This window comes from Janthinobacterium sp. BJB304 (assembly GCF_002735765.1).
Taxonomy (GTDB): Bacteria; Pseudomonadota; Gammaproteobacteria; order Burkholderiales; family Burkholderiaceae_D; genus Janthinobacterium.
In genome coordinates, this window is record NZ_PDZN01000026.1 from 58,108 (window position 1) to 84,632 (window position 26,525).

The window sequence follows — 26,525 nt, forward strand, 5'->3', positions numbered from 1 at the left end:
CCCTCAAATCGCGTCCAGCGCCGTGCGCAAGTCATGGCGCAAATCCTCGATATCCTCGATCCCCACCGACAGGCGGATCAAGCCGTCGCCTATGCCCAGCTTGGCCCGCTGTTCGGCCGGGATACTGGCATGCGTCATCAGGGCAGGGTGCTCGATCAGGCTTTCCACGCCGCCCAGGCTTTCCGCCAGGGCGAATACTTCGCAGCGCTCGAGGAAGCGCCGCGCACCCGCCAGGTCGGTGTCGAGGTCGATCGAGATGATGCCGCCGAAACCATCCATCTGGCGCTGCGCCAGCGCGTGCTGCGGGTGCGACGCCAGGCCCGGGTAGAAGACCTTTTTTACTTCCTTTTGCTGCTCCAGCCACTGCGCCAGCGCCAGGGCGCTTGCGCAATGGCGCTGCATGCGGATGGCCAGCGTTTTGATGCCGCGCAAGGCAAGAAAGCTGTCGAACGGCCCCGCAATCGCGCCCACCGAGTTTTGCAAAAAGCCCAGCTGCTCGCGCCATTCCGCCTGGCGTTCCTCCGCGCCGACGATGGCGATGCCGCCGATGATGTCCGAGTGGCCATTCAGATACTTGGTGGTCGAGTGCACGACGATGTCGAAACCGTGTTCCAGGGGGCGCTGCACCAGCGGACTGGCAAATGTGTTGTCGGCCACGGCGATGATGCCCCGTTCGCGGCAGATGTCGGCAATCGCGCGCAAGTCGGCCAGTTTCAGCATCGGGTTGGTCGGTGTTTCCACCCACACCATCTTCGTTTCCGGGCGCAGCGCGGCCAGCAGGTTTTCCGGATTCGTCAGGTCGACGTACGTGAATTCGTGACCGGCCGAACGCCGGCGCACGCGCTCGAACAGCCGGTAGGTGCCGCCGTACATGTCGTCGCCGGCGACGATATGGCTGCCCGCGTCCAGCAATTCCAGTACGGACGAGATGGCGGCCAGGCCCGAGGCGAACGCGAACGCCGCGCTGCCGCCTTCCAGGTCGGCCACGCAGCGCTCGAGCGCCCAGCGCGTGGGATTGTGCGAGCGGCCGTAATCGAGGCCCTTGTGCACGCCGGGGCTGTCCTGCACAAAGGTGGAGGTGGCGTAAATGGGCGGCATGATGGCGCCCGTCGACGGGTCGGGCGACTGGCCGGCGTGGATGACGCGGGTGGCCAGATGGCTCTTGCGGGTGGTTTCTTTACTCAAGATAGTGTCCTGCGTAAGTGGTTGAGAAGGTCGAAGCGGGTGATCAGGCCATAGAAGCCGGTATCGTCGGCGACGACGGCCGTCAAGCCCCGGTCCAGCGTGGCGCGCAGGGCGGGCAAGCCGCTCGATGGCGCCAGCGTTTCGATCTGCGTCGTCATGGTGGCGCCCACCAGCGATGCGAAATGCGCGGCGTCGCTCGAGACGTGCAGCAGCAAGTCCGATTCGTCAAGGATGCCGACCAGTTGACCTGCATCAATGACGGGCAACTGGGCCAGGTCGCTGGCGCGCATGCGGTTGAAGGCCGTGAGCAGGGTGTCGCCCGGCGCCACGCTGACGACGTCGCCCTCGTCGTAGCGGCGCCCGATCAGGTCGCGCAAGTCGCCCGAGCGCGCGCGCTGCAACAGACCCTGGTCGCGCATCCAGCCATCGTTGTAGACTTTAGATAAGTAGCGCGTCCCCGTGTCGCAGACAAACGTGACGACGCGCTTCGGGCTAGTCTGTTCGCGGCAGTATTTGAGGGCCGCTGCCAGCAGGGTGCCGGTGGATGAGCCGCCTAAAATACCTTCGGCGCGCAAGAGGGCGCGCGCGGAATCAAAACTTTCCTGGTCCGTGATGGTATAGGCCTTCGTGACGCTGTCCATGTCGGCGATGGCCGGGATAAAGTCTTCGCCGATGCCTTCGACGGCCCACGAGCCGCTTGTGTCGCTGATTTTTCCTGTGTCGATGTATTCGGTGAGGATGGAGCCTTGCGGGTCGGCCAGCACGAATTCCAGCTTGGGCTGCGTCTTGCGGAAGTAGCGCGTCAGGCCCGTCAGGGTGCCGGACGAACCGACGCCGACGACGATGGCGTCCACGTCATGGCCAGTTTGCTCCCAGATTTCGGGAGCCGTCGTCGTTTCGTGGGCCAGCGGGTTGGCAGGATTGTTGAACTGGTCGGCGAAGAAGGCGCCCGGCAGTTCGCGCGCCAGGCGCGCCGCGTAATCCTGATAGTACTCGGGATGGCCCTTGCCCACGTCCGAGCGCGTGGTGTGCACTTCCGCGCCCAGCGCCTTCAGGTGCAGCACTTTTTCCGTCGACATCTTGTCGGGCACGACGAGAATCACGCGGTAGCCCTTGATGCGCCCGACCAGGGCCAGGCCGATGCCCGTGTTGCCGGCCGTGGCTTCGACGATGGTGCCGCCCGGCTGCAGGCGGCCGTCGGCTTCGGCCGCTTCGATGATGGACAGGCCGATGCGGTCCTTGATGGAACCGCCGGGATTTTGCGATTCCAGTTTCAGGAACAGCTGGCACAGGCCCGTGTCGAGCCTGGTGACTTCGACCAGCGGGGTGTTGCCGATCAGCTTGTATAGCGCTGGCGGCTGGGAGGGGGATGGCATTCGATCATTCATGGTGGCTCCTGTCAGAGAAACAGCCGCTCAGGATCGTGTCCCGAGCCGCCTTCCGTGCCGCGCAGTGTAGGCGGGTGGACGAGTGCGGCGAACGAATGTTTCCATGCTTGCATATGCGCGTTGCGCATATCGGCTGCAACGCGCGCGATTCGAGTATGCGCCGTTTTTGGCCCGCCTGCCGCACCAACGACGCGACTATTAAGCTGCCGCAAGCCCGCCATTGCGATTTATAATCACGCCTCGAAAAGATACTAAATAGTATTGAAATTACTCAGACAGGGCAGGCGGCAGTGGCAAAACTCTATTTCCGGTATTCCGCGATGAACGCGGGCAAGTCGACGGCCTTGTTGCAGGTCGCGCACAACTACGAAGAGCAGGGCCAGCAGGTGCGCCTGTATACGGCCGCCATCGACAGCCGCTATGGCGTGGGCCGGGTCACTTCGCGCCTGGGGCCGCAGCGCCAGGTCGATATCTTCCATGCCGACACGAATTTCCTCGATGATATTCCCCAGGTAGCCTGCCTGTTGGTTGACGAAGCGCAATTTCTCAGCACGGCCCAGGTGCAGCAATTGCACCAGCTGGCGCAAGTGAAGGGCGTGCCCGTCATCTGTTACGGCTTGCGCACGGATTTCAAGGGCGAACCGTTCCCCGGCTCGGCCTATCTGCTGGCGCTGGCCGACGATATCGAAGAGTTGAAGAATATTTGTACTTGCGGCAAGAAGGCCACGATGAACATCCGCGTGGATGAGCAGGGCCGCCGCATCAAGGAAGGCGAGCAGATCAGCATAGGCGGCAACGAGAGTTACCGCCAGGCGTGCGGGCGCTGTTTCTACTCCTAAGCTAATTCCTTATTCCGCGGCGGGCATTCCCACGTCCGCATCGTCGGCCAGCGCCAGATCGCCCCGCTCGAAGGCGGCGAGGATGTCATTGGCGCGCGCCACGTCGTGTTCGCGCACCATGACGCGGGCGCCGCCGATGGCGGCCGCCAGCAGCATGTCGGCCTGCATGTGCTGGTCATCCGTCAGCAGCACGTCGATGCCGGCCGCTGCCAGGCAGCCGCGGATGACGTGCGCATCCGTGGGGATCATCAGCCGGGCAATCAAAACATAGTCGTCGTGCATCGTGTCTCCTGGCAAGGTGGATTCGACCCCATCTTAGCACCAGGCATGACCTTACAGCTTGAACACGCCCACCACCTGGTTCAGCTCATGCGCCTGCTCCTGCAGGGCGTCGGCGGCCGCGGCCGCTTCTTCCACCAGGGCCGCATTCTGCTGGGTCACCTGGTCCATCTGGGCGATGGCCTGGTTGACCTGCTCGATGCCGCTGCGCTGCTCTTCGCTCGCCTGCGCGATTTCCGCCATGATGGTGCTCACTTGCTGCACGCTGGCCACCACGGTGTCCATGGTGGCGCTGGCCTGGCTCACTTGGGCGTGGCCCAGGTCTACCGTGCCGGCCGATGCCTGGATCAGGTCCTTGATGTCTTTCGCGGCGGCCGTCGAACGCTGCGCCAGCGTGCGCACCTCGGTGGCGACGACGGCGAAGCCCCGTCCCTGTTCGCCGGCGCGGGCCGCTTCCACTGCCGCGTTCAAGGCCAGGATATTCGTCTGGAAGGCGATGCCGTCGATGACGCCGATGATGTCGGCGATCTTGCCGGATGAGCTGCGGATGGCGTCCATGGTACTGGCCACCTGCGCCACGGCCGCGCCGCCTTCGGCTGCCAGGCTGGACGAGTCGTGCGCCAGCCGGCTTGCCTGCTGCGCGTGATCGACGTTCTGCCGCACGGTGGAACTCAGTTCTTCCATCGAGGCGGCCGTTTCTTCCAGCGAACTGGCTTGCTGTTCCGTGCGGCTCGACAAATCCAGGTTGCCGCTGGCGATTTCACCGGACGCCGTGGCGATTTGCCCGGCGCTGCCGCGCACGTTGCCGACCACTTGCGACAGGTTGTCGCTGATGCGGTTCATGGCGCGCAGCAGGCGGCCGATTTCGTCCAGGCTGGTCGTATCGAGGTGCACCGTCAAGTCGCCGGCGGCGATTTGCGCAGCGGCCGTTTCGGCGGCGGCCAGCGGGCGCGAGACGAGGGTGCGCACCAGCCAGTACAGCAGCAGGGCGAAGACGAGCAGGGCGATGAAGCCGGAAATGGCCAGCTGGTTGCGCAGCTGGCGCGCTTCCAAGGTGATTTCGTCCGTGAACGTGCCGCCCGCGATGATCCATTGCCAATCCTTGAATTGACGGTAGTACAACTGTTTTTCGCGCGCGCTGGCAGCCGTTTCGCCGGGCGCCGTCCACGTATAGCGCATGGCGCCGTCTTTTTGCGCCAGCATTTCCTGGATGAACAGGCGGCCGTCGCTGGCCTTGAACTCGAGCGCGCTCTTGCCTTCGCTGTTCGGGTGCAGCACCAGGTGGCCGTAATTGGCACCGGGAGCCGTGTCGACGATATAGATGTAGCCCGTCTGGCCGATCTTGACCTGGCGAATCTTCTCTTTCAGCATGGCCAGATTCTTGCTGATATCGAGGCCGATGAACAGCACGCCTACCACCTTGCCTGCCGCGTCGCGCACGGGGTCGTATTGCGTGATGTATTGCTTGCCAAACAAAGTTGCCATGCCAACGAAACGCTGGCCCGCACGCAGCGGCGCGTAGCTCGGGTGGTTGTGGTCGAGCTGGGTGCCGATGGCGCGTTCGCCATCCTGCTTTTTCAGCGACGTGCTGATGCGCACGAATTCATCGCCGTTGGCGGCAAAGATGGTGGCGATCACGCCCGTCTGCGCCGTGTAGCGGTCGACCACGGCCGTATCGAGGTTGAGCACCTTGCCGCCGTTGGCCAGGGCCGGCGTGGCCTTGCCGGCCACGGCCACCATGGCGCCCGCGTCGACCGTGAACGGGCCGGGAAATTCGGCCGCGAACAGGCGCGCAAAGCTGGCCGCTTCGTTGACCATGGCCGTATGGAAGACTTGCGTGGTCGTCATGACGCTATTGAGTTCGCTGGTGACGGCCGCTTCGGCGCGCTGTTCCAGCACGCGCGAGGTATTGATACTCATCAAGGCAGTCAGGCTGGCGAGGATCAGGCTGACGAGGGCAAACGTGAAGACGGTAATCTTGCCGCCGACACTCCAGTGGCGGGGGGAGAAGGAAATTGTAGGCATAGTGTGAGTCTGGCAAAGGGTAATCAGCTCGGCCATTCCTGGTCATGACATGACACGCGGGGAGGGGATCTGGTGGGGAGTACTGTTGAAACGGAGGCGCGCCGGCTGTGGGAGCGGCGCGCAGGCAAGCTGTATTTCAGGGCGCGATGATAGCATGTTGCTTGCCATTTGTTACTAAGTGTTTCCCGCAGGAATCGTTTTTTCGCATAAAAACATCATCGAGATCAAGGATTGCCGCTTCAATCTATTGACTTTTTGCATTTCAAGGGAGCATGTTGATATTCATCGCTGCTGAATGATGCGATTTTTCTCACGAATGTTTCACTTTGTAATGAATGAGACGCCGCCTTTAATCCGCGTTTAAGCTTCCAGGAAGAAACTGATCTTCCATGGGAGACTGCCAGGCCGTATCCTGTAGAATAATATGCAGACCAGTCGTGTATTCCCCTTACTGTCTTGCTGGCTGGCGCATGCATCTCTGCGCCGCCTGGAATTGATTTAACTAATTTTCGGAGAAGCCGATGAAGAAGCAAATGATGCTGGTCACCCTGGTGCTTGCCCTGTCAGCCCACGCTGGCGCAGCCCAGACGGACAAGAGCGCCGCTCCTCCGCTCACCATGAAGCCGCTGGCCCAGCAAACGCAGGCCGCCTTGTGGGCATCGCGCGTATTGACGCGCGTCCATTACAAGGCCATGCCGCTCGACGACGCCATGTCGGAGAAAATCTTCGACCGCTATTTCAAGTCCCTGGACGCGGAGAAACTGTTCTTCGTGCAAGCCGACATCGACCGCTTTGCTCCCTTGCGCACCAAGCTCGACGACGCCATCATCAATGAAGACCTGACGGCGCCCTTCGCCATCTACAACCTGTACCAGCAGCGTTTCGACGAGCGCATGGCGTATGCGCGTGAATTGCTGAAAACCAAGTTCGACTTTACCGCCGACGAGAGCTACCAGATCGACCGTGAAAAGGCCGCCTGGCCGAAGAACGATGAGGAAGTGCGCGACCTGTGGCGCAAGCGCGTCAAGAACGACTGGCTGCGCCTGAAACTGGCGGGCAAGGAAGACAAGGCCATCCGCGAGACGCTGGACAAGCGCTATGAAAGCTACACGACCCGTTCGCGCAAGCTCAACAGCGAAGACGTGTTCCAGATCTTCATGAACTCGTACGCCATGTCGATCGAGCCGCACACCAATTACCTGGGCCCGCGCGCTTCGGATAACTTCGACATCGCCATGCGCCTGTCGCTCGAAGGCATCGGCGCCGTGCTGCAGACGCGCGACGAGTACACGGTGGTGCGCGAAGTGGTGCCGGGCAGCCCGGCCGGCCTGTCGGGCAAGCTGAAAGTGGGCGACCGCATCGTCGGCGTGGGGCAGGGCGAAAGCGGCCCCATCACCGAAGTGCTGGGCATGCGCATCGACGACGTGGTGCAGCTGATCCGTGGCGCCAAGGATTCCGTCGTGCGCCTCGACATCCTGCCGGCCGACGCCGGCCCCGATGCCAAGCACGTCGTCTTGCCGCTGGTGCGCAAGAAAATCAGCATGGAAGAGCAGGCGGCGAAGAAATCGATCATCGAAGTGCGGGAAAATGGCGTCAAGCGCCGCATCGGCGTCATTGCCCTGCCGACGTTCTACCAGGACTTCGAAGCGCGCCGCCGTGGCGACAAAGACTTTAAAAGCGCGACGCGCGACGTCAGCCGTTTGCTGGCCGAGCTGAAGAAGGACAAGGTCGACAACGTCCTGATCGACTTGCGCAACAATGGCGGCGGTTCGCTGAACGAAGCCGTCGAACTGACGGGCCTGTTTATCGACAAGGGCCCTGTCGTGATGCAGCGCAATGCCGAAGGCAAGGTCGACGTGGAAAGCGATACCAACTCGGGCCTGGCCTGGGATGGCCCGATGGGCGTGCTGATCAACCGCGGTTCCGCCTCCGCTTCCGAGATTTTCGCCGCCGCCGTGCAGGATTACGGCCGAGGCGTCATCATCGGCGAAGGCAGCTTCGGCAAGGGCACCGTACAAACCCTGTTCAACCTCGACCGTTTCGGCGGCAGCGAGAAAGCCCGCTTCGGCGAGCTGAAGATGACCATCGCCCAGTTTTTCCGCATCAACGGCGGCACCACGCAGTTGCGCGGCGTCACACCCGACATCAAGCTGCCAGCCATGTCGGACACGGAGAACTTCGGCGAATCGAGCTATGACAATGCCTTGCCATGGGTGGCCATCAAGCCGGCGCCGTACATGCCGACGGGCGACCTGAAGGATATCGTGCCGCTGCTGGACAAGAAGCATGAAGCGCGCGTGGCCAAGGACAAGGATTTCCAGTACTTGCTCGATGACATCGCTCTCGTCGTCAAGCAGCGCAAGGAAAACCAGATATCGCTCAATGAAACCGTGCGCCGCAAGGAGCGCGATGCCCAGGAAGCGCGCGCCAAGGCCCGTGAAAAACGCCTGATCGCGCAGATTTCGAATCCGGCCGACGACCTGGTGGTGATTCCCGATCCGAAAGACGTGCTGAAGGGCGCGAAAGCGGCCAGCAAGACGGCCAAGCAGATCGCCGCCGTGAAGGGCGCCTTGCGCACCGACGACGGCTTGCAGGGCGACGAACGCGCGCTGAGCGCCGAACTCGATGCCGAAACGGCCGCCAAGAGCGCCAAGGACGTGCTGCTGAATGAAGCGGCGCGCATCCTGGCCGACGAAGTGGCGCTGATCAAGGCCGATACCCGCATGGCGGCCAAGGTCTTGCCGTATGGCGCCGATGGCAAGGCGACGCCGGTGACGGCAGCGAAGTAAGGCTTTCATGCACTAGAAAACCGGTTCCTTGCGGAGCCGGTTTTTTTTCGCCCCGATCAGTTATCCGTATGGCGTATTTCTGTCATTCCAACAATCAATTGGATTGATATGCCGCGATGCAGCATAATGCACTTGTCTCCTCTATTCTCCTCCAAGAAAATAGATTCAGCCCGCTCTCGCAGCGGGCTTTTTTTTGCCTCAGATTCTGTGCGTGGGCGCTTGCACGTCGGGCTGGGCCGCCAGCAGGGCCGTGATCCAGCCAGCAAACGCCTGCAGCTTGGGCGTGGCCAGGCGGCCTTGCGGCGTCAGCAGCGACATCGGCATCGGCGTAGGCGGATGATCGGCCAGCACGGCCACCAGGGCGCCGCTGTCGAGATGCTGGCGTACCTGGTACACGGCCGCCTGCGCCAGTCCCAGGCCTTGCAGCGCGCAATCGACGCTGGCGTCCGCATCGTTGACGGCGATGGGACCGGCCATCTGTACGCGCAGCACTTCCTTGCCTTGCTGGAAATCCCAGTCGAAGGCGCGGCCCGTGCGGCCTGAGTAATGCATGATGCCCTGGTGCGTGGCCAGGTCGGCCAGGGTCTGCGGCGTGCCGTGCCGCGCCAGGTAGGCGGGCGCAGCGCACGTAACGAAGCGCATCAGGCCGATCTGTTTGCCGATGAAGGCGGAATCCTGCAAGGTGCCCACGCGCAAGGCGCAATCGATGCCTTCCTGCGTCAGGTCGACCAGGCGGTCCGTCAGGCTCAGCTGCAATTGCACATCCGGCCAGGCGGCGTGGAAGTGCGCGATATGCGGCACGACCAACCTGCGGCCCACCGTATTGGGCAGGTTGATGCGCAGCAAGCCGCGCGGTTTTTTCGCGTCGGGACCGCGAAATGCCAGTTCCGCCGTGTCGACGGCTTTCAAAATATCAATGCAATGGTGAAAGTACTCCGCCCCTTCCGGCGTCAGCGACAAGCGGCGCGTGGTTCGTTGCAGCAATTGCGTGCCCAGGTAGGCTTCCAGTTTCTGCAGGGTGGCCGTCAGCGCGGCGCGGGGCAAATTCAGGGTCTCGGCCGCCTTGGAAAAGCTGTTGGCTTCGACGATGCGCACGAAGGTCTGCATGGCCTTGATTTTGTCCATAGGATAACTTCCATTCTCATTGTTCATTTTATGTGAAAAGTATAAGTGGATTATGCCCTGATTATCTTTGTCATCGTTTTCCCTAGAATGGCGACATCCCTATCGAACCGAGGAAACAACATGAACAAGGCCTCATCTTCCACTCCCCACGACATTGCACCGGCCATGGTGCTGTTGCTGGCCATCGCTTCCGGCCTCATCGTCGCCAATCTGTATTACGCGCAAACCCTCGTCGGCCCCATCAGCGCCTCGACGGGCCTGTCGGCCAAGGCGGCCGGGCTGATCGTCACCCTGACCCAAGTGGGCTATACCCTGGGCCTGCTGTTTGTCGTGCCCCTGGGCGACTTGCTGGAAAACCGCCGCCTGATCGTCACGGCCTTGCTGGTGACGGCAACGGCCCTCGTGGTGGCGGCCCTCTCCACGGGCGCCATCGTCTTCCTCGCCGCCGCCCTGACCATCGGCCTCGGTTCCGTGGCGGCGCAAGTGATCGTGCCGTTTGCCGCCCACCTGTCGCAGGAAGCGACGCGGGGGCAGACGGTGGGCAAGGTCGTCAGCGGCTTGTTGCTGGGCATCATGCTGGCCCGTCCCGTGGCATCGCTGGTGGCCGCGCACGCCAGCTGGCACGTGGTGTTTGGCGGCGCCGCCGTGCTGATGGTAGTGCTGGCGCTGGTGCTGCGCCGCGCCTTGCCCGTGCGCCAACCCGTGTCGAGCATGAAATATCCTGCCCTGATGGCCTCGCTGTGGCACTTGCTGCTGGGCACGCCCGTGCTACGTCGCCGCGCCGCCTATCACGCGGGCCTGTTTGGTGCTTTCAGCCTGTTCTGGACCGTCACGCCGCTGGTGCTGGCCAGTCCTGCATTCGGCCTGTCGCAAACGGGCATCGCCATCTTCGCCCTGGTGGGCATGGCGGGCGCCGTCGCCTCGCCCATCGCGGGCCGCCTGGCGGACGCGGGCCACACTTTGCCGGCCACGGCCGCCGCGCTGGCGCTGGGCATCGCCGCGTTTGCCTTGCCCATGTTTGCGCCGGAATCGAAACATGTGGCGCTGGGCTTGCTGGTGGTGGCGTCCATCGTGCTCGACATGGGCGTGGCGGCCAACCTGGTGCTGGGCCAGCGCGCCATCTTCAGCCTGGGCGCGGAAGTGCGGGGCCGCCTGAACGGCCTGTATTTCGCCCTGTTCTTTGCCGGCGGCGCGGCCGGCTCGGCCGTCGGCGCCTGGGTGTATGCCAGCTATGGCTGGCAGGCAACCTTGCTGACCGGCATGGCGTTTCCGGGCCTGGCCCTGCTGGTGTGGCTGGCAGAATTTTTACCCTTGGCCACGCGCCGCACGGCTTGAAACCCTGATGGCATCTCATTATCACTGATGGATATTTCTATCATCATGAATATAAAGTGGCGTGATATGCCGCGATGACGCAAGATGCACTTGTCTCCTCTATCTCCTCCAAGGAAATAGATTCAGCCCGCTTCCATAGCGGGCTTTTTTTTGCCTCTTTATTTGCGCAGTTTGCCATCGGCATCACAATAGCCATAACGTTGGGGACTGCCGCACCAGCCAGCTTCCTTTTGTGCTTCGGCTAGCTGGTTGCAATGCACGGTGCGGAAATGTGTCGGCAGATAGCTTTTTAATGTGGCGTCAGAGATATTTCGAGGGGAAATTTTTTCGCCTTGCGGGGGCGGCGGGAAAGTCGCTGCAATCGCGCGATCCGCTACATTGTCAATGAAGAGGACAGTTTCACCCTCCTGCACCTGGCACATATGATTGCTAGTGAAGTCATACCGTTCAGCGGCCTTGATCATGAACAGTGGCCCCTTGTTTGAGATGCCCTGGATCATGGCCTGGGCCGCCGAATAACTTCCGATAAAGCCAGCAATGGAGATTGCAAAGAGGAAGTAAGTGGTTTTTTTATTGGTCTTGAAATCGAAAATAAACAAGAACAACAGGAAAATGACCTCGAAAATGATTGCCAGCACAGCATAGGCAAAGGCGCTGAACGAGAAGGCAAATATCAGGGTGGCGAGGCCAAACGAAAAGGGCAGGTAGGACGGCGGAAAAGGAAAATTGGCCGCAAAAAAATCGACAGCGCTCAGGCGCGAAAAAATCACGCAGGCAGACACCGCCAGGGAAACCCCCACTTTTGCCAGCAGGCTTGCAAAAACGGAATTCAGCGAAAAGAGTACCCATGCAATGCCTGACACCCCAACGACGAGAATGCCTGTGAGCGCCACCTGTTCGAGGATGTAATTTACATAATCATCTGTTTCCTGGATATGCAGGTGCGAAACCAGGAGGATCAGGCCGCCTATCGTGGCAATGGAAAAAATAACAAGTGAAATAATGGTCTTGGGATCGTTATATCTTTCGATCAGCGCAGGGATGATTTTTTCGGTGTCGGGAGATATCTTGACGATAAATCTTCTGATGCTCTCCTTGTTTTCACGCAGCGCCATGAAACTAAAGATTATTCCGGCTGGCGGAATGGTGATGGACGTCAGGATGCACAGCAGTATGAATAAGATTATTTTTATTATCTTCATCATTGTTATTGGGCAGTATCGTCGGCGGATGTTTAAATGGAAACCTGCGTGCGGAATATAGCACGCATTATTTGGCATGGACTGCGGTGAATCGCGTGGCGTGAGAAATTGTGTGCGCCTGAAAAACCACTGGCGAGCGACACAGCGTGGGCGATGGACATGGAACAAGCAATACCACCAGCCCAGAACCCTTGGTTGCGGCAACCCGCTTTTACCGCAAGCTTGCTGTCAAGAACGGCTGTGGGGCAAGGCTTACATCACCACCAGATCCAGCGCGCGCATGAAGTTGGCCGCCTGCGCATGCGTGATGACAGCGCCTTTCAGCAGCGCAGCTTCGCTCAGTTTGAAACCGTCGATATCGGCGCCGCGCAAGTCCGCGCCCTGGAACTTCGCCAGCTTGATGGTGGCGTTGCGCAAGCTGCCCCCTTCGAAAACCGCGTCGCGGAAGTCGCAGCCGGCCAGGTAGGCGTCGGAAAAATCGAGCTGTTTGAGTATTGCCTTGCGGAACGAAAAGCCGCGCAAGTCGGCGCCCACCAGCAGGCTGTCTTCGAAGGTCAAGCCCAGGTGAGCCGCTTCCTCGAACGAGGCGCCTGTCAGCTTGCAGCCGCGGTAGGTGACCGAGGCCAGCTTGGCGCGCCGCCATTTCGTGTTGTTCAGGTCGCAGCCTTCGAAATTCGCGTCGACGGCGTCGACGGATTCGAAATCGGCGCTGCCGGCGCGGCAGCGGCGCCAGGTGCTGCGCGCCAGCTTGCTGGCGAACAAATTGGCGTCGGCAAAGGTGCAGCGTTCAAACGTACAGCCCTGCAAGTCGAGGCGCGACAGGTCTTCGCCATCGAAGGCGCAATCGATGAAGTGGCGCACCGGCAGGGCCAGTTGCTGCTCGATGCCGGCCCGGTCCAGGGTCATGCCAGTTACTGCGGTGTCGTGTGTTGCCATCCGTTTTATATTCCTAATCAAAGCAGGGGAGGGATGGCGCGGCGGGAAAATGCACGAACCAGAACACCTCCCCGGCTGGTGTAACAGCCAAGGGTCAGCGCCGTGGGTCCGCGTGGGCGGGAGCATGCCGGACTGTGCCGGGCACTTACCGGGTTACCAACCGGTGCGCTCATTTTCGATCAGCCTGCATTGTAACGACTCTGCAGCACCCTTGCCAGTGCTGGATAAACCGGGTTAGTATCGTTGCAGGCGCACTCATTGCGCCAACGTCGCTCGGACGGATCCGGGCGCTTACGTATAGAGATACCATGACCGACAGCCAAGCTCCGCGCAGCTTTTCGCGCATCAATCGTCTTCCCCCCTACGTTTTCAATATCACCGCCGAACTCAAGATGGCCGCGCGCCGCCGTGGCGAGGACATCATCGACATGTCGATGGGCAATCCCGATGGCGCCACGCCGGCCCACATCGTGGACAAGCTGGTCGAGACGGTCAAGCGTCCCGACACGCATGGCTATTCCGCGTCCAAGGGCATTCCGCGGCTGCGCCGCGCGATTGCACACTGGTACAAGAAGCGCTACGAGGTCGACATCGACCCGGACAGCGAAGCCATCGTCACCATCGGCTCGAAAGAGGGCCTGGCCCATTTGATGCTGGCGACCCTGGACCGGGGCGACACGGTGCTGGTGCCGAACCCCAGCTACCCGATCCACATCTGGGGCGCCGTCATCGCGGGCGCCGATATCCGCTCCGTGCGCATGGGGCCGGGCGTGGATTTCTTTGCCGAACTGGAACGCGCGATCCGCGAAAGCTACCCGAAGCCAAAGATGATGGTGCTGGGTTTCCCGTCCAACCCCACGGCGCAATGCGTGGAACTGGAGTTTTTCGAGCGCGTCGTCGCGCTGGCTAAGCAGCACAATATCCTGGTGGTGCACGACCTGGCGTACGCCGACATCACCTTCGATGGCTGGAAGGCGCCGTCCATCATGCAGGTACCCGGTGCGCGCGACGTGGCCGTCGAGTTCTTCACCATGTCGAAAAGCTACAACATGGCGGGCTGGCGCATCGGCTTCATGGTGGGCAATGCGGAACTGGTGGCGGCCCTGGCGCGCATCAAGAGCTATCACGATTACGGCAGTTTCACGCCCGTGCAAGTGGCGGCCATCGCCGCGCTGGAAGGCGACCAAAGCTGCGTGACGGAAATCTGCGCGCAGTACCAGCGCCGCCGCGACGTGCTGGTGAAAGGCTTGCATGAAGCAGGCTGGATGGTGGAAAAGCCGAAGGCGTCGATGTATATCTGGGCGCATATCCCGGAAGCCTACCGTCACCTGGGCTCGCTGGAATTTGCCAAGCTGCTGCTGCAAAAGGCCAAGGTGAGCGTGTCGCCCGGCATCGGCTTCGGTGAGTACGGCGATGAATACGTGCGCTTTGCCCTGATCGAAAACGAGGCCCGGGTGCGGCAAGCCTTGCGCGGCATCAAGAATATGTTGCGTTCCGGCGACGGAAAGACGGAAGTGGCAGCATAAAAGTTTCCGCATGGAATTGTCTGTTGCCCCTAATATCACTGCTGCGTATTTCTGACATCACGAATATAAAGTGGTTTTATATGCTGCAACGCGGCATCATTCATCTGTCTCCTCTATCTTCCTCCAAGGAAATAGATTCAGCCCGCTCCCGCAGCGGGCTTTTTTTTGCCTGTCGTTTTGGTCCTGGGCACCGGCCGGCACGCGCGGCGAACGAGGTGCCCGACTCCGCGCGGCACGGCCTCGTGAATACGTTCAGCATGCTCATACATGAGTATTAATAATGGATGTATGAAGTTTTACCATTATTTTTCATGGATGAAAGCCTCTATGATGACCCCACACTTCACTGGGAGGCAATCACCATGACCGTCACGACACACAATTTGGGCTACCCGCGCATCGGCGCCAAACGCGAACTGAAATTCGCCCTGGAAGACTACTGGAAGGGGCAAAGCAGCCTGGACGCGCTGGAAGGCCAGGGTGCTGAGTTGCGCCAGCGTCACTGGCAAGACCAGCGCGCGCTGGACTTCGCGCCCGTGGGCGACTTTTCCTTTTATGACCAGGTGCTGGACCTGAGTTTTACGCTGGGCAACCTGCCGCAGCGCGTGCGCGGCCTGGCAGGTGCCGCGCTCGACAACTATTTCCGCGTGGCCCGTGGCCGCTCGGCCAGCGACAGCGATTGCAGCTGCGTCCACGCCGGTGAAATGACGAAATGGTTCGACACCAACTATCACTACATCGTGCCGGAATTTTCGGCCGAGACGCAATTCAAGCTCGACAGCAGCCGCCTGTTGCGGCAACTGGCGCAAGCGCGCCAGCTCGGCGTGAAAGCCAAGCCCGTGCTGATCGGCCCCGTCACCTATTTGTGGCTGGGCAAGGCCAAGGATGATTCCGACAAGCTGGCGCTGCTGCAAGGCTTGCTGCCCGTCTACGTGCAATTGCTGCAGGAACTCGCGGGCCAGGGCGTGGAGTGGGTGCAGATCGATGAGCCGATACTCGTCACGGAACTCGACGGCGCGTGGCAGCAGGCCCTCGTCACGGCCTATGATGCCTTGAGCAAGGTCAAGCACGTCAAACTGTTGCTGGCCACGTATTTCGGCAAGCTGCAAGACAATTTGCCGCTGGCGTGCAAGCTGCCCGTGCAAGGCTTGCACCTCGATGCCGTCAACGCCCGCGATGAGGTGGAGCAAGTCGTCGCCCAATTGCCCGCCACCAGCGTGCTGTCGCTGGGCGTGGTGAATGGCCGCAATATCTGGAAGACGGATTTGACGCAAGTGCTGGCGTGGCTGGAGCCCGTGCACGCCAGCCTGCAAGACCGTTTGTGGATCGCCCCGTCGTGCTCGCTGCTGCACGTGCCTGTCGACCTGGACAGCGAGCAAAAGCTCGATGCCGATATCCAATCCTGGCTGGCCTTCGCCCGCCAGAAGCTCGATGAAGTGCATACCATCGCAGGCGCCCTGAATAACGGCCGCGCCGCCGTGCAGACGGCTCTGGACGCCAATCATGCCGCCGTACAAGCGCGCCGCCAGTCGACCCGCGTGCACAATCCGCACGTGAAAGCGGCCCTGGCGCGCATCGATGCGACGTTGGGCCAGCGCCTGAGCGGCTATGCCGAGCGTGCCGTCAAGCAAGCTGCGCTGCTGCAACTGCCGCTGTATCCGACGACGACCATCGGCTCCTTCCCGCAGACGGCGGAAATCCGCCAGGCGCGCAGCCAGTTCCGCAACGGCCAGCTGGACGAAGCCAGCTACAAAAAGCTGATGCAGGCGGAAATCGCCCATTGCGTGCAGGAACAGGAAACCCTGGGCCTGGACGTGTTCGTGCACGGCGAAGCGGAACGCAACGACATGGTGGAATACTTTGGCGAACAGCTCGACGGCTATGCCTTCAGCCAGTTCGGCTGGGTGCAATCGTACGGTTCGCGCTGCGTCAAGCCGCCCATTTTGTTTGGCGACATCAGCCGCCCCCGCGCCATGACGGTCGAGTGGAGCACTTACGCCCAGTCGCTGACGGACAAGCCGATGAAAGGCATGCTGACGGGTCCCGTCACCATCCTGAACTGGTCCTTCGTGCGCGACGACCAGCCCCGTTCCGTCTCCTGCCACCAGCTGGCGCTGGCCATGCGCGCCGAAGTGCTGGACCTGGAGCGGGCCGGCATCCGCGTGATCCAGATCGACGAGGCGGCACTGCGCGAAGGTTTGCCACTGCGCAAGTTGCACTGGGCCGACTACCTGCGCTGGGCCGTGGAATCGTTCCGCATCGCGGCCAACGGCGTGGCCGATGAAACGCAGATCCACACGCATATGTGCTATTCGGAATTCAACGACATCATTGCGCAGATCGCGGACATGGATGCGGACGTCATCACGATCGAAACCTCGCGTTCCGACATGGAATTGCTCGACGCCTTCGATGATTTTAAATATCCGAACGACATCGGCCCCGGCGTCTACGACATCCACTCGCCCAATATTCCGAGCCAGGAACAGATGGTGAATCTGATGCGCAAGGCGGCCGAACGCATTCCCGCGCAGCGCCTGTGGGTCAACCCCGATTGCGGCCTCAAAACGCGCGGCTGGAAAGAAGTGATTCCCGCGCTGGCCAACATGGTGGCAGCCGCGAAAACCTTGCGTGCCGATACCGTGGCATAGGAATCGCAGGGGCAGGGGCGGCCGCTATGGCTGAGATATAGAACAATCGTATTTCTGTCATCACAACATACAATTGGATTGATATGCTGCGACGCGGCATCATTGCACCTGTCTCCTCTACTTCCTCACAGGAATTAGATTCAGCCCGCTCCCGCAGCGGGCTTTTTTTTGCCCTTGCGCCTTATCGCGCGGGCTGCCACGGCCGCATCTCTTAAGTGCAAGCACCCGAAGGCCATGGACATCGTCTCGTTTGGGTCTAGACAATCGGGCGCCAATGTCTCGAAGGTTCCGTACCAACCCATGTGAGGCATGAAAATCGTCTCGATGCGGCGCCTCGCATGGGTTTACCTGTACGGACAATACCTCAGAGGCAATTTCCGCTTCGGCCGAAAGCAGACTTTAAAACGCGTGATGTGGCTAATACGTCACCTCGTATTGAAAACGCCACGGCGAGGAATTCCAGGGCTCCAGATACTGCATCGCTCGACCTGGCGACATGCCGTGCAATACGTGAGAATCAATGCAGCTCGCTCGCTTAGTATAAATCCTTGAAGAAAAATCGTGTTCCTCGACCTATAACCCTCCAAAGGGTATGACATAGGTTCGCGGAGCAAGTGTGAAGTAAAAAAAGTTAATAATTAGTTCAAGCATGGGAACTTTCTGCGATCCTCATGCGAAGACCGGTGATAAGCAGATCGAGGCCAGCGTCAAATCGCGCATCAAAATCCGGGTTGAATAAATCCGCTGCCGCTGCCAAAACATGTGGATAGCCCTTAGCCGCCAGAGCTTCAAACTGGTCACGGTGAGTTGCGATGGCCAGCGATATTTCACTAGGGTCAGCCAGCGGTTGCTCTTCCATCACGAAGCCCATTACGTAATAGATGATGCTGAAGGCACCCCAAGACGCCAACCGAGTGGAGGCCCCAGCCTCACACAAAGGGCCGATCAACGCCTCGGCAACGCGAAGTGTGTTGTCGGTGATGACGTAGGTGCCAGCATATACGCGTGCACCGTCCCGCCGCTTGCGCAGCGCATTTCGAATCTCATGTGCGGTCAGGCTGACCGCATTGAACCAAGCAGTCGAGGGGGACAGTTCGTCCGGATGCCCATGCGCGACCCCTTCAATCAAAGCGTCGGCTATGCCATTCATCAAAGCCTGCTTATTGGTGAAGTGCCAATACAGTGATGCTGCTTTGATGTCCAGTTCCTGGGCAAGACGGCGCATTGTAAGACCCTCTATACCTACCTCGTCCAGCAGGTTCAAAGCGGTGGCAATTACGGCTTCACGTTGGATTTTCATAAACTTCTTGTTTGACAGGCTAACGACGTTAGATTAACATAAATTTTTTAACTAACGATGTTAGATTGAGGTGCAAATGAAAAATGAAAATGCGGATGTGATCGTAGTAGGTGCAGGCCCTGTAGGTTTAACTCTGGCATGCGAATTGCGGTTGGCAGGCATACGCGTCACAGTACTGGAGCGCCGTGACGCGCCAATAGCGCAGTCGCGCGCGCTAACCATGCACGGCAGGACGGTGGAGATGCTGGCCCAACGTGGCGTGGCTGAGCGCTTTCTGGCGAACGGCATAAAGATTCCCAGCGGGCATTTTGCGGGATTGAAGACGCGACTTGACTTTTCGGTGATCGACACCACCTATCCTTACACACTGTTCATCCCACAGAGCGTGACCGAGCAACTGCTGGAGACATGGGCGCTTGAGCTAGGGGTTGAATTGCGCAGGAATGCTACGGTGGAGCGCATTGTCGAAACGGCCGATGGCATTTCCGTGATGGGGCAACAGCACAGCACCCCTTTCGATATTTCTGGCAGCTACGTGGTCGGTGCAGACGGCGCGCGCAGTCTGGTTCGCCAGCACGCAGGCATCGCCTTCCATGGTCTGCCGGCTACGAAGACTGTCATGCTTGGCGACGTTCGTCTGAGCGCACCGCCGTCTGCGCCGGGATTCAGTGTAGGCAACGCGGCAGGTGGATTAATGATCGTTCCCTTAGGTCGTGGTATGTTCCGCGTCATCGTGATCGATACCGGCCGAGTTGATGTGCCTGCGACCACGCCCGTCACGCTCGAAGAGTTGTCTGATTCGACCGCACGGGTGGCGGGACAGGACTTTGGTCTGCATGCACCGACGTGGCTATCACGCTTCTCGAATGAAACCCGCCTGGCGAGTGTCTACCGCAAAGATCGAATCTTGCTGGTCGGTGATGCCGCACATATCCACCTTCCTGCGGGCGGCCAGGGTATGAACGTGGGCATGCAGGACGCGATGAACTTGGGCTGGAAGCTGGCGGGCGTAGTGAACGGACATGCGCCAGAGTCGCTGCTAGACAGCTACCACAAAGAGCGTCATGCCGTTGGTGCCGCGCTGTACCAAAATACCTTGGCGCAAAGTGCACTAATGATGAATTCGTTTGATGCTCCGGGACAGGCGCTGCGAGAGACGTTCAGTGAGCTGATGAAAATTCCCGCTCTTAATGCAGTGCTTGCGCATGACTTGTCCGGCTACGGGATTCGATACCCGACCTCAGTTGTCGATGTTCCGCAGGGATGGGCGCTGCTGCCCGATTGGACAGGGCGGCGGCTGCCTGACTGGCAGCTAAAACTGGATAACGGTGGTCAAGCCTCGCTGTTCAGTTTTTTGCGGAGTGGCCATTGGCTACTGCTGCACCTGACGACCAGTGAGGATCGCGAGGGTGGCAACTACACGCCTGAGCTCGATATGCGATGGGTCGATACGATCAAAGCTGTGCCTGCGGACTCCCAAGTAACACCGGCAGGCGCGCATGCCTTGCTCATACGTCCCGACGGCTACGTGGATCACGCTGTGGGCATCAAAGGGAACGCGTGATAACCATCGTCAGGCCGAATCTGCATGCACTGTAAGTACCACATTCTAAGAGCACATTTCAGTAGGCATCCTGCTGGAACCATTGTGATGTTATGAAGTCCATGATTTTTCTGCAGGAGGAAAAATCATGGGCATGCTGAACAAGGACGATGGTTGGCGCTTGCCGGATGCGATGTGGGCGCAGTTGGAGCCGCTTTTGCCGCCACGCAAATCTCATCCGCTGGGTTGCCATAAGCCGCGCGTGTCGGGCCGTGCGGCCATGAATGCCATCTTTTATGTGCTGCGCACCGGGGCGCAATGGAACTCGCTCGATGCGACCGGCATCTGTTCGTGCAGTTCCGCCTACCGCCGCTTCCGCGAATGGGTCGATGCCGGCGTGTTTGAGCAATGCTGGCGTTTGGGATTGCTCGCCGTCGATGCCTTGGACGGGATAGACTGGTCCTGGCTGGCAATGGATGGCGCAATGGCGAAGGCGCCGCTGGGAGGGGAAAAAAACCGGCCCCAATTCTACGGATCGCGGCAAAGGCGGCAGCAAGCGCAGCGTCCTGACCGAGGCGCACGGCATCCCCATTTCGCTCGTCATTGACGGGGCCAACCGTCACGATATGCGGCTGGCCGGGGATACCCTGTCAGCGCTCATGCTGGAGCGCCCCGAGCCGACTGCCGCGCATCCACAAGGCCTCTGCCTCGATCAAGGTTACGGCTATGCCGAAGTGCGTGAAACGGTCGCCCAGTTCGGCTTTACCCTCCATCTGCACGCGCGTGGCGAGGAGGCGTGGCGTATTAAACGAGAGGCAAGTTTCCGTGCGCGCCGCTGGGTTGTTGAACGCACGCACAGTTGGATGAACCGCTTCCGTCGCATCTTGGTTCGATGGGAAAAGCTCGCCACAACCTATCTCGCCTTTCTGCATATCGCCTGCGCCGTGATTACCTGGCGTGCTGCTGGCCTACTGAAATAAGCTCTTAATATAAGCTTGCTTAACCATAAACATACAAGGAGACAAGTTGATGCAACCTTTGTTTCGCGCCGCGGGCATGCTCGCGCTGATGGCGCTGGGCGCCTGCTCGGACGAGCGGCATCCGCTTGAGCGCCAGCTGCTCCAATTGCGGCCGGATACGGTCGCAGCGTTGCCTGATATGGGGTGGCCGGCCGGCACGCTGCTGTGTCCGCTGGCGCTGTATCAGAACGAGTTGCCCGGTTCGGCGCCGCCTGCGGACAGGGTCAACGCCTTCCTGAAGCAAAAGCAGTTTCTCGGTGACGAGAACTGGTCGCTCATCGTCGTCAAGCCGCAGCCAGCGGAAAACGCCGGTGCCGGTATCGAGCAACTGTTTTTCAAGCGTGCAGATTATGACGTGATCAATGAGCCGCCACGCATCGCGCGCGATGCGCAGACCTTGCCAGCGGGGTTTGCGCCGCAGGTTTGCGTAAGCGTGGAGCAAGCCCGCGTGCTGGTGACGCGTGAACAACGATCGCATCGAAAACTCGTCATTTTTGGCACGGCCTGAACGAGATATTGATAAAGCATATTTCTATCATCACAATATGCAATTGGATTTATATGTTGCGACGCGGCATCATTGCACCTGTCTCCTCTACTTCCTCACAGGAAATAGATTCAGCCCGCTTCCATAGCGGGCTTTTTTTTGCCCGTGTCATGCGTGATGCGCTACAGCACATTCGCCGCCACGGCCGAGCTGTAATTGCGCGCCAGCGCTGCGATGATGGCGGCCAGCGCCTGCGGGTTGTCCATGGTGCCGAAATGCGCTGCATACAGGCGCTTTGCCGCCTCGACCTGCGCATTCGTCAGTTTCACGGCATAGGCCATGCGCACGGTTTCAGAATTGTTCAGTGTCATTTTTCACCTTGAGGACTGGATTCGGTTGGCTCGCGTCCCTTGTGCACGCGAATAATTGCAACTACAATAATTGCATTTGCAATCGTATAGGCAATGTCTGCCTTGCGCAAGCGATACCGAGACAGGAGCCGCCATGCATACGCCCCCTTCATATTCCGCTGCGCCGCGCCCAAGCGGCGAGACGCGCCATGCCGTTCAAGCCTGCCTGGCCGCGCTGGCGCCAGCGTCAGGATCGCCATCACCACACGCTTCGCCGCGCCGCGCGCTGGGCGCCATGGCCAGCAGCCTGAAGCAGGGCGGCGCCATGGTGGCGCTGATGCGTAAGGTGGGCGTGCAGGCGCCGCCCTTATCGGACGGCGACTCTTGGGACGTGGGGGCGGCTGCGGGCGCCTGGGCTGTGCGTTATCGCCCTGCCGCGACGCAGACGGAAAAGCCGCTGCTCTACCTGTGCAGCCCAGCCTCGCTTCCGGCATTGCGTGCGTTGCTGGTCGAATCGGGTGAGCGCGGCATCGTCTGCAGCGATGCGGAAACGCACGCCTCGCGCTGGCCGAAAGGCGTGCAGCCCGCGCTGCCCGCTTGGCTGGCCGCACAGCATAATTGCATGCCGTTCGACCCGGCGACGGGCGAGGAAGTGCGCGCCATCCTGCGCTCGGCACTGGAAACGCTGTACCTGGAACAGCGGCCTGGCTATTACTATCTGGCCATACATGATGAAGATGCGCATGAAGATGCGGATGTGGTGCTGGCGCCCCTGTCGGTCGCCGATGCGGCAGCGGCCAGCCTGGGCATGTACCGCGTGTCGCTGCCGGATCCGGCGCCATGCCGGGTGCGTCTGTGCGGGGCGGGCAGGATGCTGGCCGTCGTAGCCGCTGCCGCCCGCTTGCTGAAGGAAGACTGGGATATCGCCGCGCAAGTGTGGAGTTGCCCCAGCTACACGCGCCTGGCGCGCGATGCGCAGGCGGCAGAGCAGTGGAACCTGCGTCACCCGCGCGCCACGCCAAGACTGGCCCATGTGCGGCGCTGTCTCGATGACAACACCGCACCCGTCATCGCCGTCACCGGCTACGGGCAGCACATCGCGGGGCAGATCGGCGGCCATGTGCGCGGGCGTTTTATCGCCGTCGGCGCGGATGCCATGATGGAGGTCAGCGCGCCATGGCTGGCCGTCACTGCGTTGAAGGCCATGGCCGACGACGGTGCGCTGCCGGTGCAGTTCGTCGAATACGCGCTGCGGCGTTACGCCTTGCTCTGAGCGGCATCGCGTGCCGCGTCGGCGGCGCGTGCCAGGGCGGCGCTGAAGTCCTGCTGCTCGCCGCCGGTAAACTGCGCCAGGAACAGGTCGGCCACCGCGGCCTGGTACACGGCCCACATCTTCTTGCGCAGGATTTTCCCGTCTTCCGTGATGGCGACGAAGGCGGCGCGCCCATCCTCCATCGAGCGCGTGCGCGTCACCAGCCGGTCCGCTTCCAGCTTGTCCACCAGGCGCGTCAGGTTGTAGCGCTCGATGGCCAGCGCGTCGGCCAGTTCGTGCATGCGGCGCGAACCGTCGGGGCCGCTTTCGAGTCCCCACAACACGTCATACCACGCATACACGGGCAGGTTGGCCGCCGCCAGACGGCGTTCGATCTCGCGGATCATCACACGGTGCGTGCGCACGAACGAAAACCACAGGTCGGGCGCCGTTGCGGACTTGCTTGCGGACTCAGTTGCAGACATCGGTATTCCTCCAGAACGATCACAGTTGCAAATGCAATTATAGCGCTATACAATGGCCGGCATAGCGATTGCAAATGCAATGATTGCAATGGCAATCGATCATGCCGATGAATGCCCACCTCCAGGAGACTGCCATGACCTCATCCCTCGCTGTACCCGATATCGATCCGCAGGAAACCAAAGAATGGCTGGAGGCGATGCAGGCCGTCGTCGCCGTGGAAGGGCGCCCGCGCGCCCACTACCTGCTCGACCAGCTCGTCGATATTGATGCCGCGCAGCACGGCGGCATGCACGGCCGCGTCACCACCGCCTACACCAACAGCATCGCCACGGCGCGCCAGCCCGCTTATCCGGGCGACTTGGCCATCGAGCGCCGCCTGAATGCCTACATTCGCTGGAACGCCATGGTGATGGTGTTGCGCGCGGCCAGGCACTCGAACGTGGGCGGCCACATCGCCACCTATCAGTCGGCGGCCGTGCTGTACGACGTGGGCTTCAGCCATTTCTTCCGTGGCCATACGGACCAGTTTGCCGGCGACCTGGTCTACATCCAGGGCCATTCCGCACCCGGCATCTATGGCCGCGCCTATCTGGAAGACCGCATCACGGAAGCGCAGCTGGACAACTACCGCCGGGAGGCGGGCCGCGAGGGCCTGTCGTCGTATCCGCATCCCCGTTTGATGCCTGATTTCTGGCAATTCCCGACGGTATCGATGGGCCTGGGGCCGCTGACGGCCGCCTACCAGGCCCGTTTCATGCGCTACCTCGAGTACCGCGACTTGAAGCCGCACCAGGGCCGCAAGGTGTGGGCCTTCCTCGGCGACGGCGAGATGGACCAGCCGGAATCGCTGGCCGCCATTTCCCTGGGCGGCCGCGAGCGCCTCGATAACCTGATCTTTGTCGTCAACTGCAACCTGCAGCGCCTCGACGGCCCCGTGCGCGGCAACAGCAAGGTCATCCAGGAGCTGGAGGGCACCTTCCGCGCGGCGGGCTGGCATGTCATCAAGGTCATCTGGGGCAGCGGCTGGGATGTGTTATTGCAGAGCGACACCAGCGGCTTGTTGCGCCAGCGCATGATGGAATGCGTGGATGGCGATTACCAGACCTTCAAATCGCAGAATGGCGCCTATGTGCGCGAGCATTTCTTTGGCAAGTATCCGGAACTGCTGGCGCTGGTGGCGCACATGTCCGACGACGATATCTGGCAGCTGACGCGCGGCGGCCACGACCCGGAAAAAGTCCACGCGGCCTACGCGGAAGCCATGCGCACGCCGGGCCGACCGACCGTGATCCTGGCGAAAACCGTCAAGGGCTTCGGCATGGGCGAGGCGGGCGAAGGGCAGAACATCAACCATCAACTGAAAAAGATGAGCGCCGACGCCGTGCGCGCGTTTCGCGACCGCTTCGCGTTGCCCGTCAGCGATGCCCAGCTGGAAGAGATGCCGTATCTGAAGCCGGCGCCGGACAGCGAGGAAGCGCGTTACTTCGCCGCGCGCCGGGCGCAGCTGGGCGGCTACATTCCGGCCCGCATCAGCAAGGTGGCTCCCTTGCCCATACCGCCGCTGTCCGCGTTCGCCAGCCAGCTCAAGGATAGCGGCGAGCGGGGCGCGTCCACCACCATGGCCTTCGTGCGCATCCTGGGCACCCTGCTGAAAGACCCCGCCTTGAGCAAGATCATCGTGCCCATCGTGCCGGACGAATCGCGCACCTTCGGCATGGAAGGCCTGTTCCGCCAGATCGGCATCCATTCTTACCTGGGCCAGCTGTACACGCCGCAGGATGCGGGCCAGCTCAGCTATTACAAGGAAGCCAAGGATGGGCAGATCTTGCAGGAGGGCATCAACGAATCGGGCGCCATTTCCTCGTGGATCGCGGCCGGCACGTCCTACAGCAACCATGGCCTGGCGACCATTCCGTTCTACATCTTCTATTCGATGTTCGGCCTGCAGCGCGTGGGCGACCTGGCGTGGGCGGCGGCCGATGCCCGCACGCGCGGCTTCCTGCTGGGCGCCACCTCGGGACGCACGACGCTGATGGGCGAAGGCCTCCAGCATGACGATGGCCACAGCCACGTGCTGTCGTCCGTGATTCCCAACTGCATTTCGTACGATCCCACCTATGCCTACGAGCTGGCCGTGATCATCCAGGACGGCATGCGCCGCATGTTTGCCGAGCAAGAGGATATTTTCTATTACATCACCTTGCTCAACGAAAACTATCCGCATCCGGCCATGCCGGAAGGAGCCGAGGCGGGCATCTTGCAGGGCTTGTATCTGCTGCAGGAAAGCCCTGCCGCACCCACGGCACCGCGCGTGCAATTGATGGGCAGCGGTTCCATCCTGCGCGAAGTGCTGGCCGCCGGCCTTTTGCTGCAGCAGGATTTCGGCGTGGCGGCCGACGTATGGAGCGCCACCAGCCTGACGCAAGTGCGGCGCGACGGCCTGGCCGTGGAGCGCTGGAACATGCTGCACCCGGACAGCGCTCCCCGCCTGCCGTATATCGAGCAATGCCTGGCCGGTCGGCAAGGTCCGGTGGTGATCGCCACCGACTACATGAAGATCGTGGCCGACCAGGTGCGCCCCTTCGTGCACGACCGGCGCTTCGTTGCCCTGGGCACGGATGGCTTCGGCCGCTCCGATACGCGCGAATCCTTGCGCACCTTCTTTGAAGTGGACCGCCATTTCATCGTGCTGGCCGCCCTGGCGGCGCTGGCTGAAGGGGGGCGGTTGCCGCGAAGCAAGATTGGCGAGGCCATCGCCAAATACGGCATCGACGTGGAAAAACTTGATCCCGCGTCCGTGTAACTTTT

At 61.1% G+C, this 26,525-nt stretch carries 20 protein-coding genes; 10 read left to right on the forward strand and 10 right to left on the reverse strand.

Going from position 1 to position 26,525, the window contains the following annotated elements:
- Positions 1-3: 3 nt before the first annotated feature.
- On the reverse strand, positions 4-1,185 hold the full coding sequence (locus CSQ95_RS24775) for a PLP-dependent aspartate aminotransferase family protein (RefSeq protein ID WP_099411416.1): 1,182 nt from the start codon (positions 1,183-1,185) through the stop codon (positions 4-6).
- Entirely contained in the window at positions 1,182-2,573 is a 1,392-nt protein-coding gene (locus CSQ95_RS24780) for a pyridoxal-phosphate dependent enzyme (RefSeq protein WP_373632929.1), read from the reverse strand. Before CSQ95_RS24780 ends, CSQ95_RS24775 begins: the two co-directional genes overlap by 4 nt.
- 290 nt (positions 2,574-2,863) lie before the next feature.
- Here CSQ95_RS24780 and CSQ95_RS24785 point away from each other — a divergent pair, with 290 nt between their 5' ends.
- On the forward strand, positions 2,864-3,412 hold the full coding sequence (locus tag CSQ95_RS24785) for a thymidine kinase (RefSeq protein ID WP_034755172.1): 549 nt from the start codon (positions 2,864-2,866) through the stop codon (positions 3,410-3,412).
- A gap of 9 nt (positions 3,413-3,421) precedes the next feature.
- On the opposite strand, the gene CSQ95_RS24790 is transcribed toward CSQ95_RS24785, so the two are convergent.
- Positions 3,422-3,694, reverse strand: a complete 273-nt coding sequence (locus tag CSQ95_RS24790) for a putative signal transducing protein (protein WP_099411417.1) — start codon at positions 3,692-3,694, stop codon at positions 3,422-3,424.
- Positions 3,695-3,745: 51 nt separating this feature from the next.
- A complete protein-coding gene (locus CSQ95_RS24795) occupies positions 3,746-5,716 on the reverse strand; it encodes a Cache 3/Cache 2 fusion domain-containing protein (RefSeq protein ID WP_180279151.1) in 1,971 nt (656 codons plus the stop codon).
- Positions 5,717-6,237: 521 nt separating this feature from the next.
- Here CSQ95_RS24795 and CSQ95_RS24800 point away from each other — a divergent pair.
- On the forward strand, positions 6,238-8,505 hold the full coding sequence (locus CSQ95_RS24800; RefSeq protein ID WP_099411418.1) for a carboxy terminal-processing peptidase: 2,268 nt from the start codon (positions 6,238-6,240) through the stop codon (positions 8,503-8,505).
- 198 nt (positions 8,506-8,703) lie between these two features.
- Here the strand turns inward: CSQ95_RS24800 and CSQ95_RS24805 are convergent, their stop codons facing one another.
- Positions 8,704-9,630, reverse strand: a complete 927-nt coding sequence (locus CSQ95_RS24805; protein WP_099411419.1) for a LysR family transcriptional regulator — start codon at positions 9,628-9,630, stop codon at positions 8,704-8,706.
- A gap of 120 nt (positions 9,631-9,750) precedes the next feature.
- On the opposite strand from CSQ95_RS24805, the gene CSQ95_RS24810 reads away from it, so the two are divergent.
- Positions 9,751-10,965, forward strand: a complete 1,215-nt coding sequence (locus CSQ95_RS24810) for an MFS transporter (protein ID WP_099411420.1) — start codon at positions 9,751-9,753, stop codon at positions 10,963-10,965.
- A 158-nt stretch (positions 10,966-11,123) separates the two neighbouring features.
- Here the strand turns inward: CSQ95_RS24810 and CSQ95_RS24815 are convergent, their stop codons facing one another.
- Entirely contained in the window at positions 11,124-12,170 is a 1,047-nt protein-coding gene (locus tag CSQ95_RS24815; protein WP_099411421.1) for a hypothetical protein, read from the reverse strand.
- 249 nt (positions 12,171-12,419) lie between these two features.
- Positions 12,420-13,103, reverse strand: coding sequence for a pentapeptide repeat-containing protein (locus tag CSQ95_RS24820; RefSeq protein ID WP_373632935.1), 684 nt, complete (start codon positions 13,101-13,103; stop codon positions 12,420-12,422).
- 308 nt (positions 13,104-13,411) lie between these two features.
- Between CSQ95_RS24820 and alaC the strand changes: the two genes are divergently transcribed.
- Both alaC and metE read left to right on the forward strand, forming a co-directional pair.
- Positions 13,412-14,629: an alanine transaminase gene (gene alaC, locus CSQ95_RS24825; protein WP_099411423.1), complete on the forward strand. Its 1,218-nt coding sequence runs from the start codon at positions 13,412-13,414 to the stop codon at positions 14,627-14,629.
- Positions 14,630-14,991: 362 nt separating this feature from the next.
- On the forward strand, positions 14,992-17,280 hold the full coding sequence (gene metE, locus CSQ95_RS24830) for a 5-methyltetrahydropteroyltriglutamate--homocysteine S-methyltransferase (protein WP_099411424.1): 2,289 nt from the start codon (positions 14,992-14,994) through the stop codon (positions 17,278-17,280).
- A 643-nt stretch (positions 17,281-17,923) separates the two neighbouring features.
- Here metE and CSQ95_RS24835 read toward each other — a convergent pair.
- The gene (locus CSQ95_RS24835; protein WP_099411425.1) at positions 17,924-18,580 is read right to left on the reverse strand and encodes a TetR/AcrR family transcriptional regulator C-terminal domain-containing protein; all 657 of its coding nucleotides are present in this window, start codon (positions 18,578-18,580) and stop codon (positions 17,924-17,926) included.
- Between the two features lie 76 nt (positions 18,581-18,656).
- On the opposite strand from CSQ95_RS24835, the gene CSQ95_RS24840 reads away from it, so the two are divergent.
- From CSQ95_RS24840 to CSQ95_RS24850, 3 genes are all read left to right on the forward strand, one after another.
- Positions 18,657-20,144 carry an FAD-dependent oxidoreductase gene (locus CSQ95_RS24840; RefSeq protein ID WP_099411426.1) on the forward strand — a complete coding sequence of 496 codons (1,488 nt, stop codon included), beginning with the start codon at positions 18,657-18,659 and terminating at the stop codon, positions 20,142-20,144.
- A 127-nt stretch (positions 20,145-20,271) separates the two neighbouring features.
- Positions 20,272-21,103, forward strand: a protein-coding gene (locus CSQ95_RS24845; RefSeq protein WP_099411427.1) for an IS5 family transposase whose coding sequence is annotated in 2 segments (ribosomal slippage) — positions 20,272-20,634 and positions 20,636-21,103 — 831 coding nt in all. Because the reading frame shifts where the segments join, the coding sequence is not laid out codon by codon here.
- A 49-nt stretch (positions 21,104-21,152) separates the two neighbouring features.
- The gene (locus CSQ95_RS24850) at positions 21,153-21,650 is read left to right on the forward strand and encodes a hypothetical protein (RefSeq protein WP_099411428.1); all 498 of its coding nucleotides are present in this window, start codon (positions 21,153-21,155) and stop codon (positions 21,648-21,650) included.
- Between the two features lie 161 nt (positions 21,651-21,811).
- Here the strand turns inward: CSQ95_RS24850 and CSQ95_RS24855 are convergent, their stop codons facing one another.
- A complete protein-coding gene (locus CSQ95_RS24855) occupies positions 21,812-22,000 on the reverse strand; it encodes a hypothetical protein (protein ID WP_099411429.1) in 189 nt (62 codons plus the stop codon).
- A gap of 133 nt (positions 22,001-22,133) precedes the next feature.
- On the opposite strand from CSQ95_RS24855, the gene CSQ95_RS24860 reads away from it, so the two are divergent.
- Positions 22,134-23,252, forward strand: a complete 1,119-nt coding sequence (locus CSQ95_RS24860) for a pyruvate dehydrogenase (RefSeq protein ID WP_099411430.1) — start codon at positions 22,134-22,136, stop codon at positions 23,250-23,252.
- Here the strand turns inward: CSQ95_RS24860 and CSQ95_RS24865 are convergent.
- Positions 23,237-23,716: a MarR family winged helix-turn-helix transcriptional regulator gene (locus tag CSQ95_RS24865; protein WP_099411431.1), complete on the reverse strand. Its 480-nt coding sequence runs from the start codon at positions 23,714-23,716 to the stop codon at positions 23,237-23,239. The two genes, CSQ95_RS24860 and CSQ95_RS24865, sit on opposite strands and share 16 nt — an antisense overlap.
- Before the next feature lie 134 nt (positions 23,717-23,850).
- Here CSQ95_RS24865 and aceE point away from each other — a divergent pair, with 134 nt between their 5' ends.
- A complete protein-coding gene (aceE, locus tag CSQ95_RS24870; protein WP_099411451.1) occupies positions 23,851-26,520 on the forward strand; it encodes a pyruvate dehydrogenase (acetyl-transferring), homodimeric type in 2,670 nt (889 codons plus the stop codon).
- The last annotated feature ends 5 nt before the right edge of the window (positions 26,521-26,525 follow it).

Coding starts and splice junctions, on each gene's coding strand:
- CSQ95_RS24790 (WP_099411417.1), bottom strand. CDS start 3,694: ATGCACGACGACTATGTTTTGATTGCCCGGCTGATGATCCCCACGGAT.
- CSQ95_RS24850 (WP_099411428.1), top strand. CDS start 21,153: ATGCAACCTTTGTTTCGCGCCGCGGGCATGCTCGCGCTGATGGCGCTG.
- CSQ95_RS24855 (WP_099411429.1), bottom strand. CDS start 22,000: ATGACACTGAACAATTCTGAAACCGTGCGCATGGCCTATGCCGTGAAA.
- CSQ95_RS24840 (WP_099411426.1), top strand. CDS start 18,657: ATGAAAAATGAAAATGCGGATGTGATCGTAGTAGGTGCAGGCCCTGTA.
- CSQ95_RS24815 (WP_099411421.1), bottom strand. CDS start 12,170: ATGATGAAGATAATAAAAATAATCTTATTCATACTGCTGTGCATCCTG.
- CSQ95_RS24835 (WP_099411425.1), bottom strand. CDS start 18,580: ATGAAAATCCAACGTGAAGCCGTAATTGCCACCGCTTTGAACCTGCTG.
- CSQ95_RS24820 (WP_373632935.1), bottom strand. CDS start 13,103: ATGGCAACACACGACACCGCAGTAACTGGCATGACCCTGGACCGGGCC.
- CSQ95_RS24805 (WP_099411419.1), bottom strand. CDS start 9,630: ATGGACAAAATCAAGGCCATGCAGACCTTCGTGCGCATCGTCGAAGCC.
- CSQ95_RS24795 (WP_180279151.1), bottom strand. CDS start 5,716: ATGCCTACAATTTCCTTCTCCCCCCGCCACTGGAGTGTCGGCGGCAAG.
- CSQ95_RS24800 (WP_099411418.1), top strand. CDS start 6,238: ATGAAGAAGCAAATGATGCTGGTCACCCTGGTGCTTGCCCTGTCAGCC.
- CSQ95_RS24810 (WP_099411420.1), top strand. CDS start 9,751: ATGAACAAGGCCTCATCTTCCACTCCCCACGACATTGCACCGGCCATG.
- CSQ95_RS24860 (WP_099411430.1), top strand. CDS start 22,134: ATGCATACGCCCCCTTCATATTCCGCTGCGCCGCGCCCAAGCGGCGAG.
- CSQ95_RS24780 (WP_373632929.1), bottom strand. CDS start 2,573: ATGAATGATCGAATGCCATCCCCCTCCCAGCCGCCAGCGCTATACAAG.
- alaC (WP_099411423.1), top strand. CDS start 13,412: ATGACCGACAGCCAAGCTCCGCGCAGCTTTTCGCGCATCAATCGTCTT.
- metE (WP_099411424.1), top strand. CDS start 14,992: ATGACCGTCACGACACACAATTTGGGCTACCCGCGCATCGGCGCCAAA.
- CSQ95_RS24865 (WP_099411431.1), bottom strand. CDS start 23,716: ATGTCTGCAACTGAGTCCGCAAGCAAGTCCGCAACGGCGCCCGACCTG.
- aceE (WP_099411451.1), top strand. CDS start 23,851: ATGACCTCATCCCTCGCTGTACCCGATATCGATCCGCAGGAAACCAAA.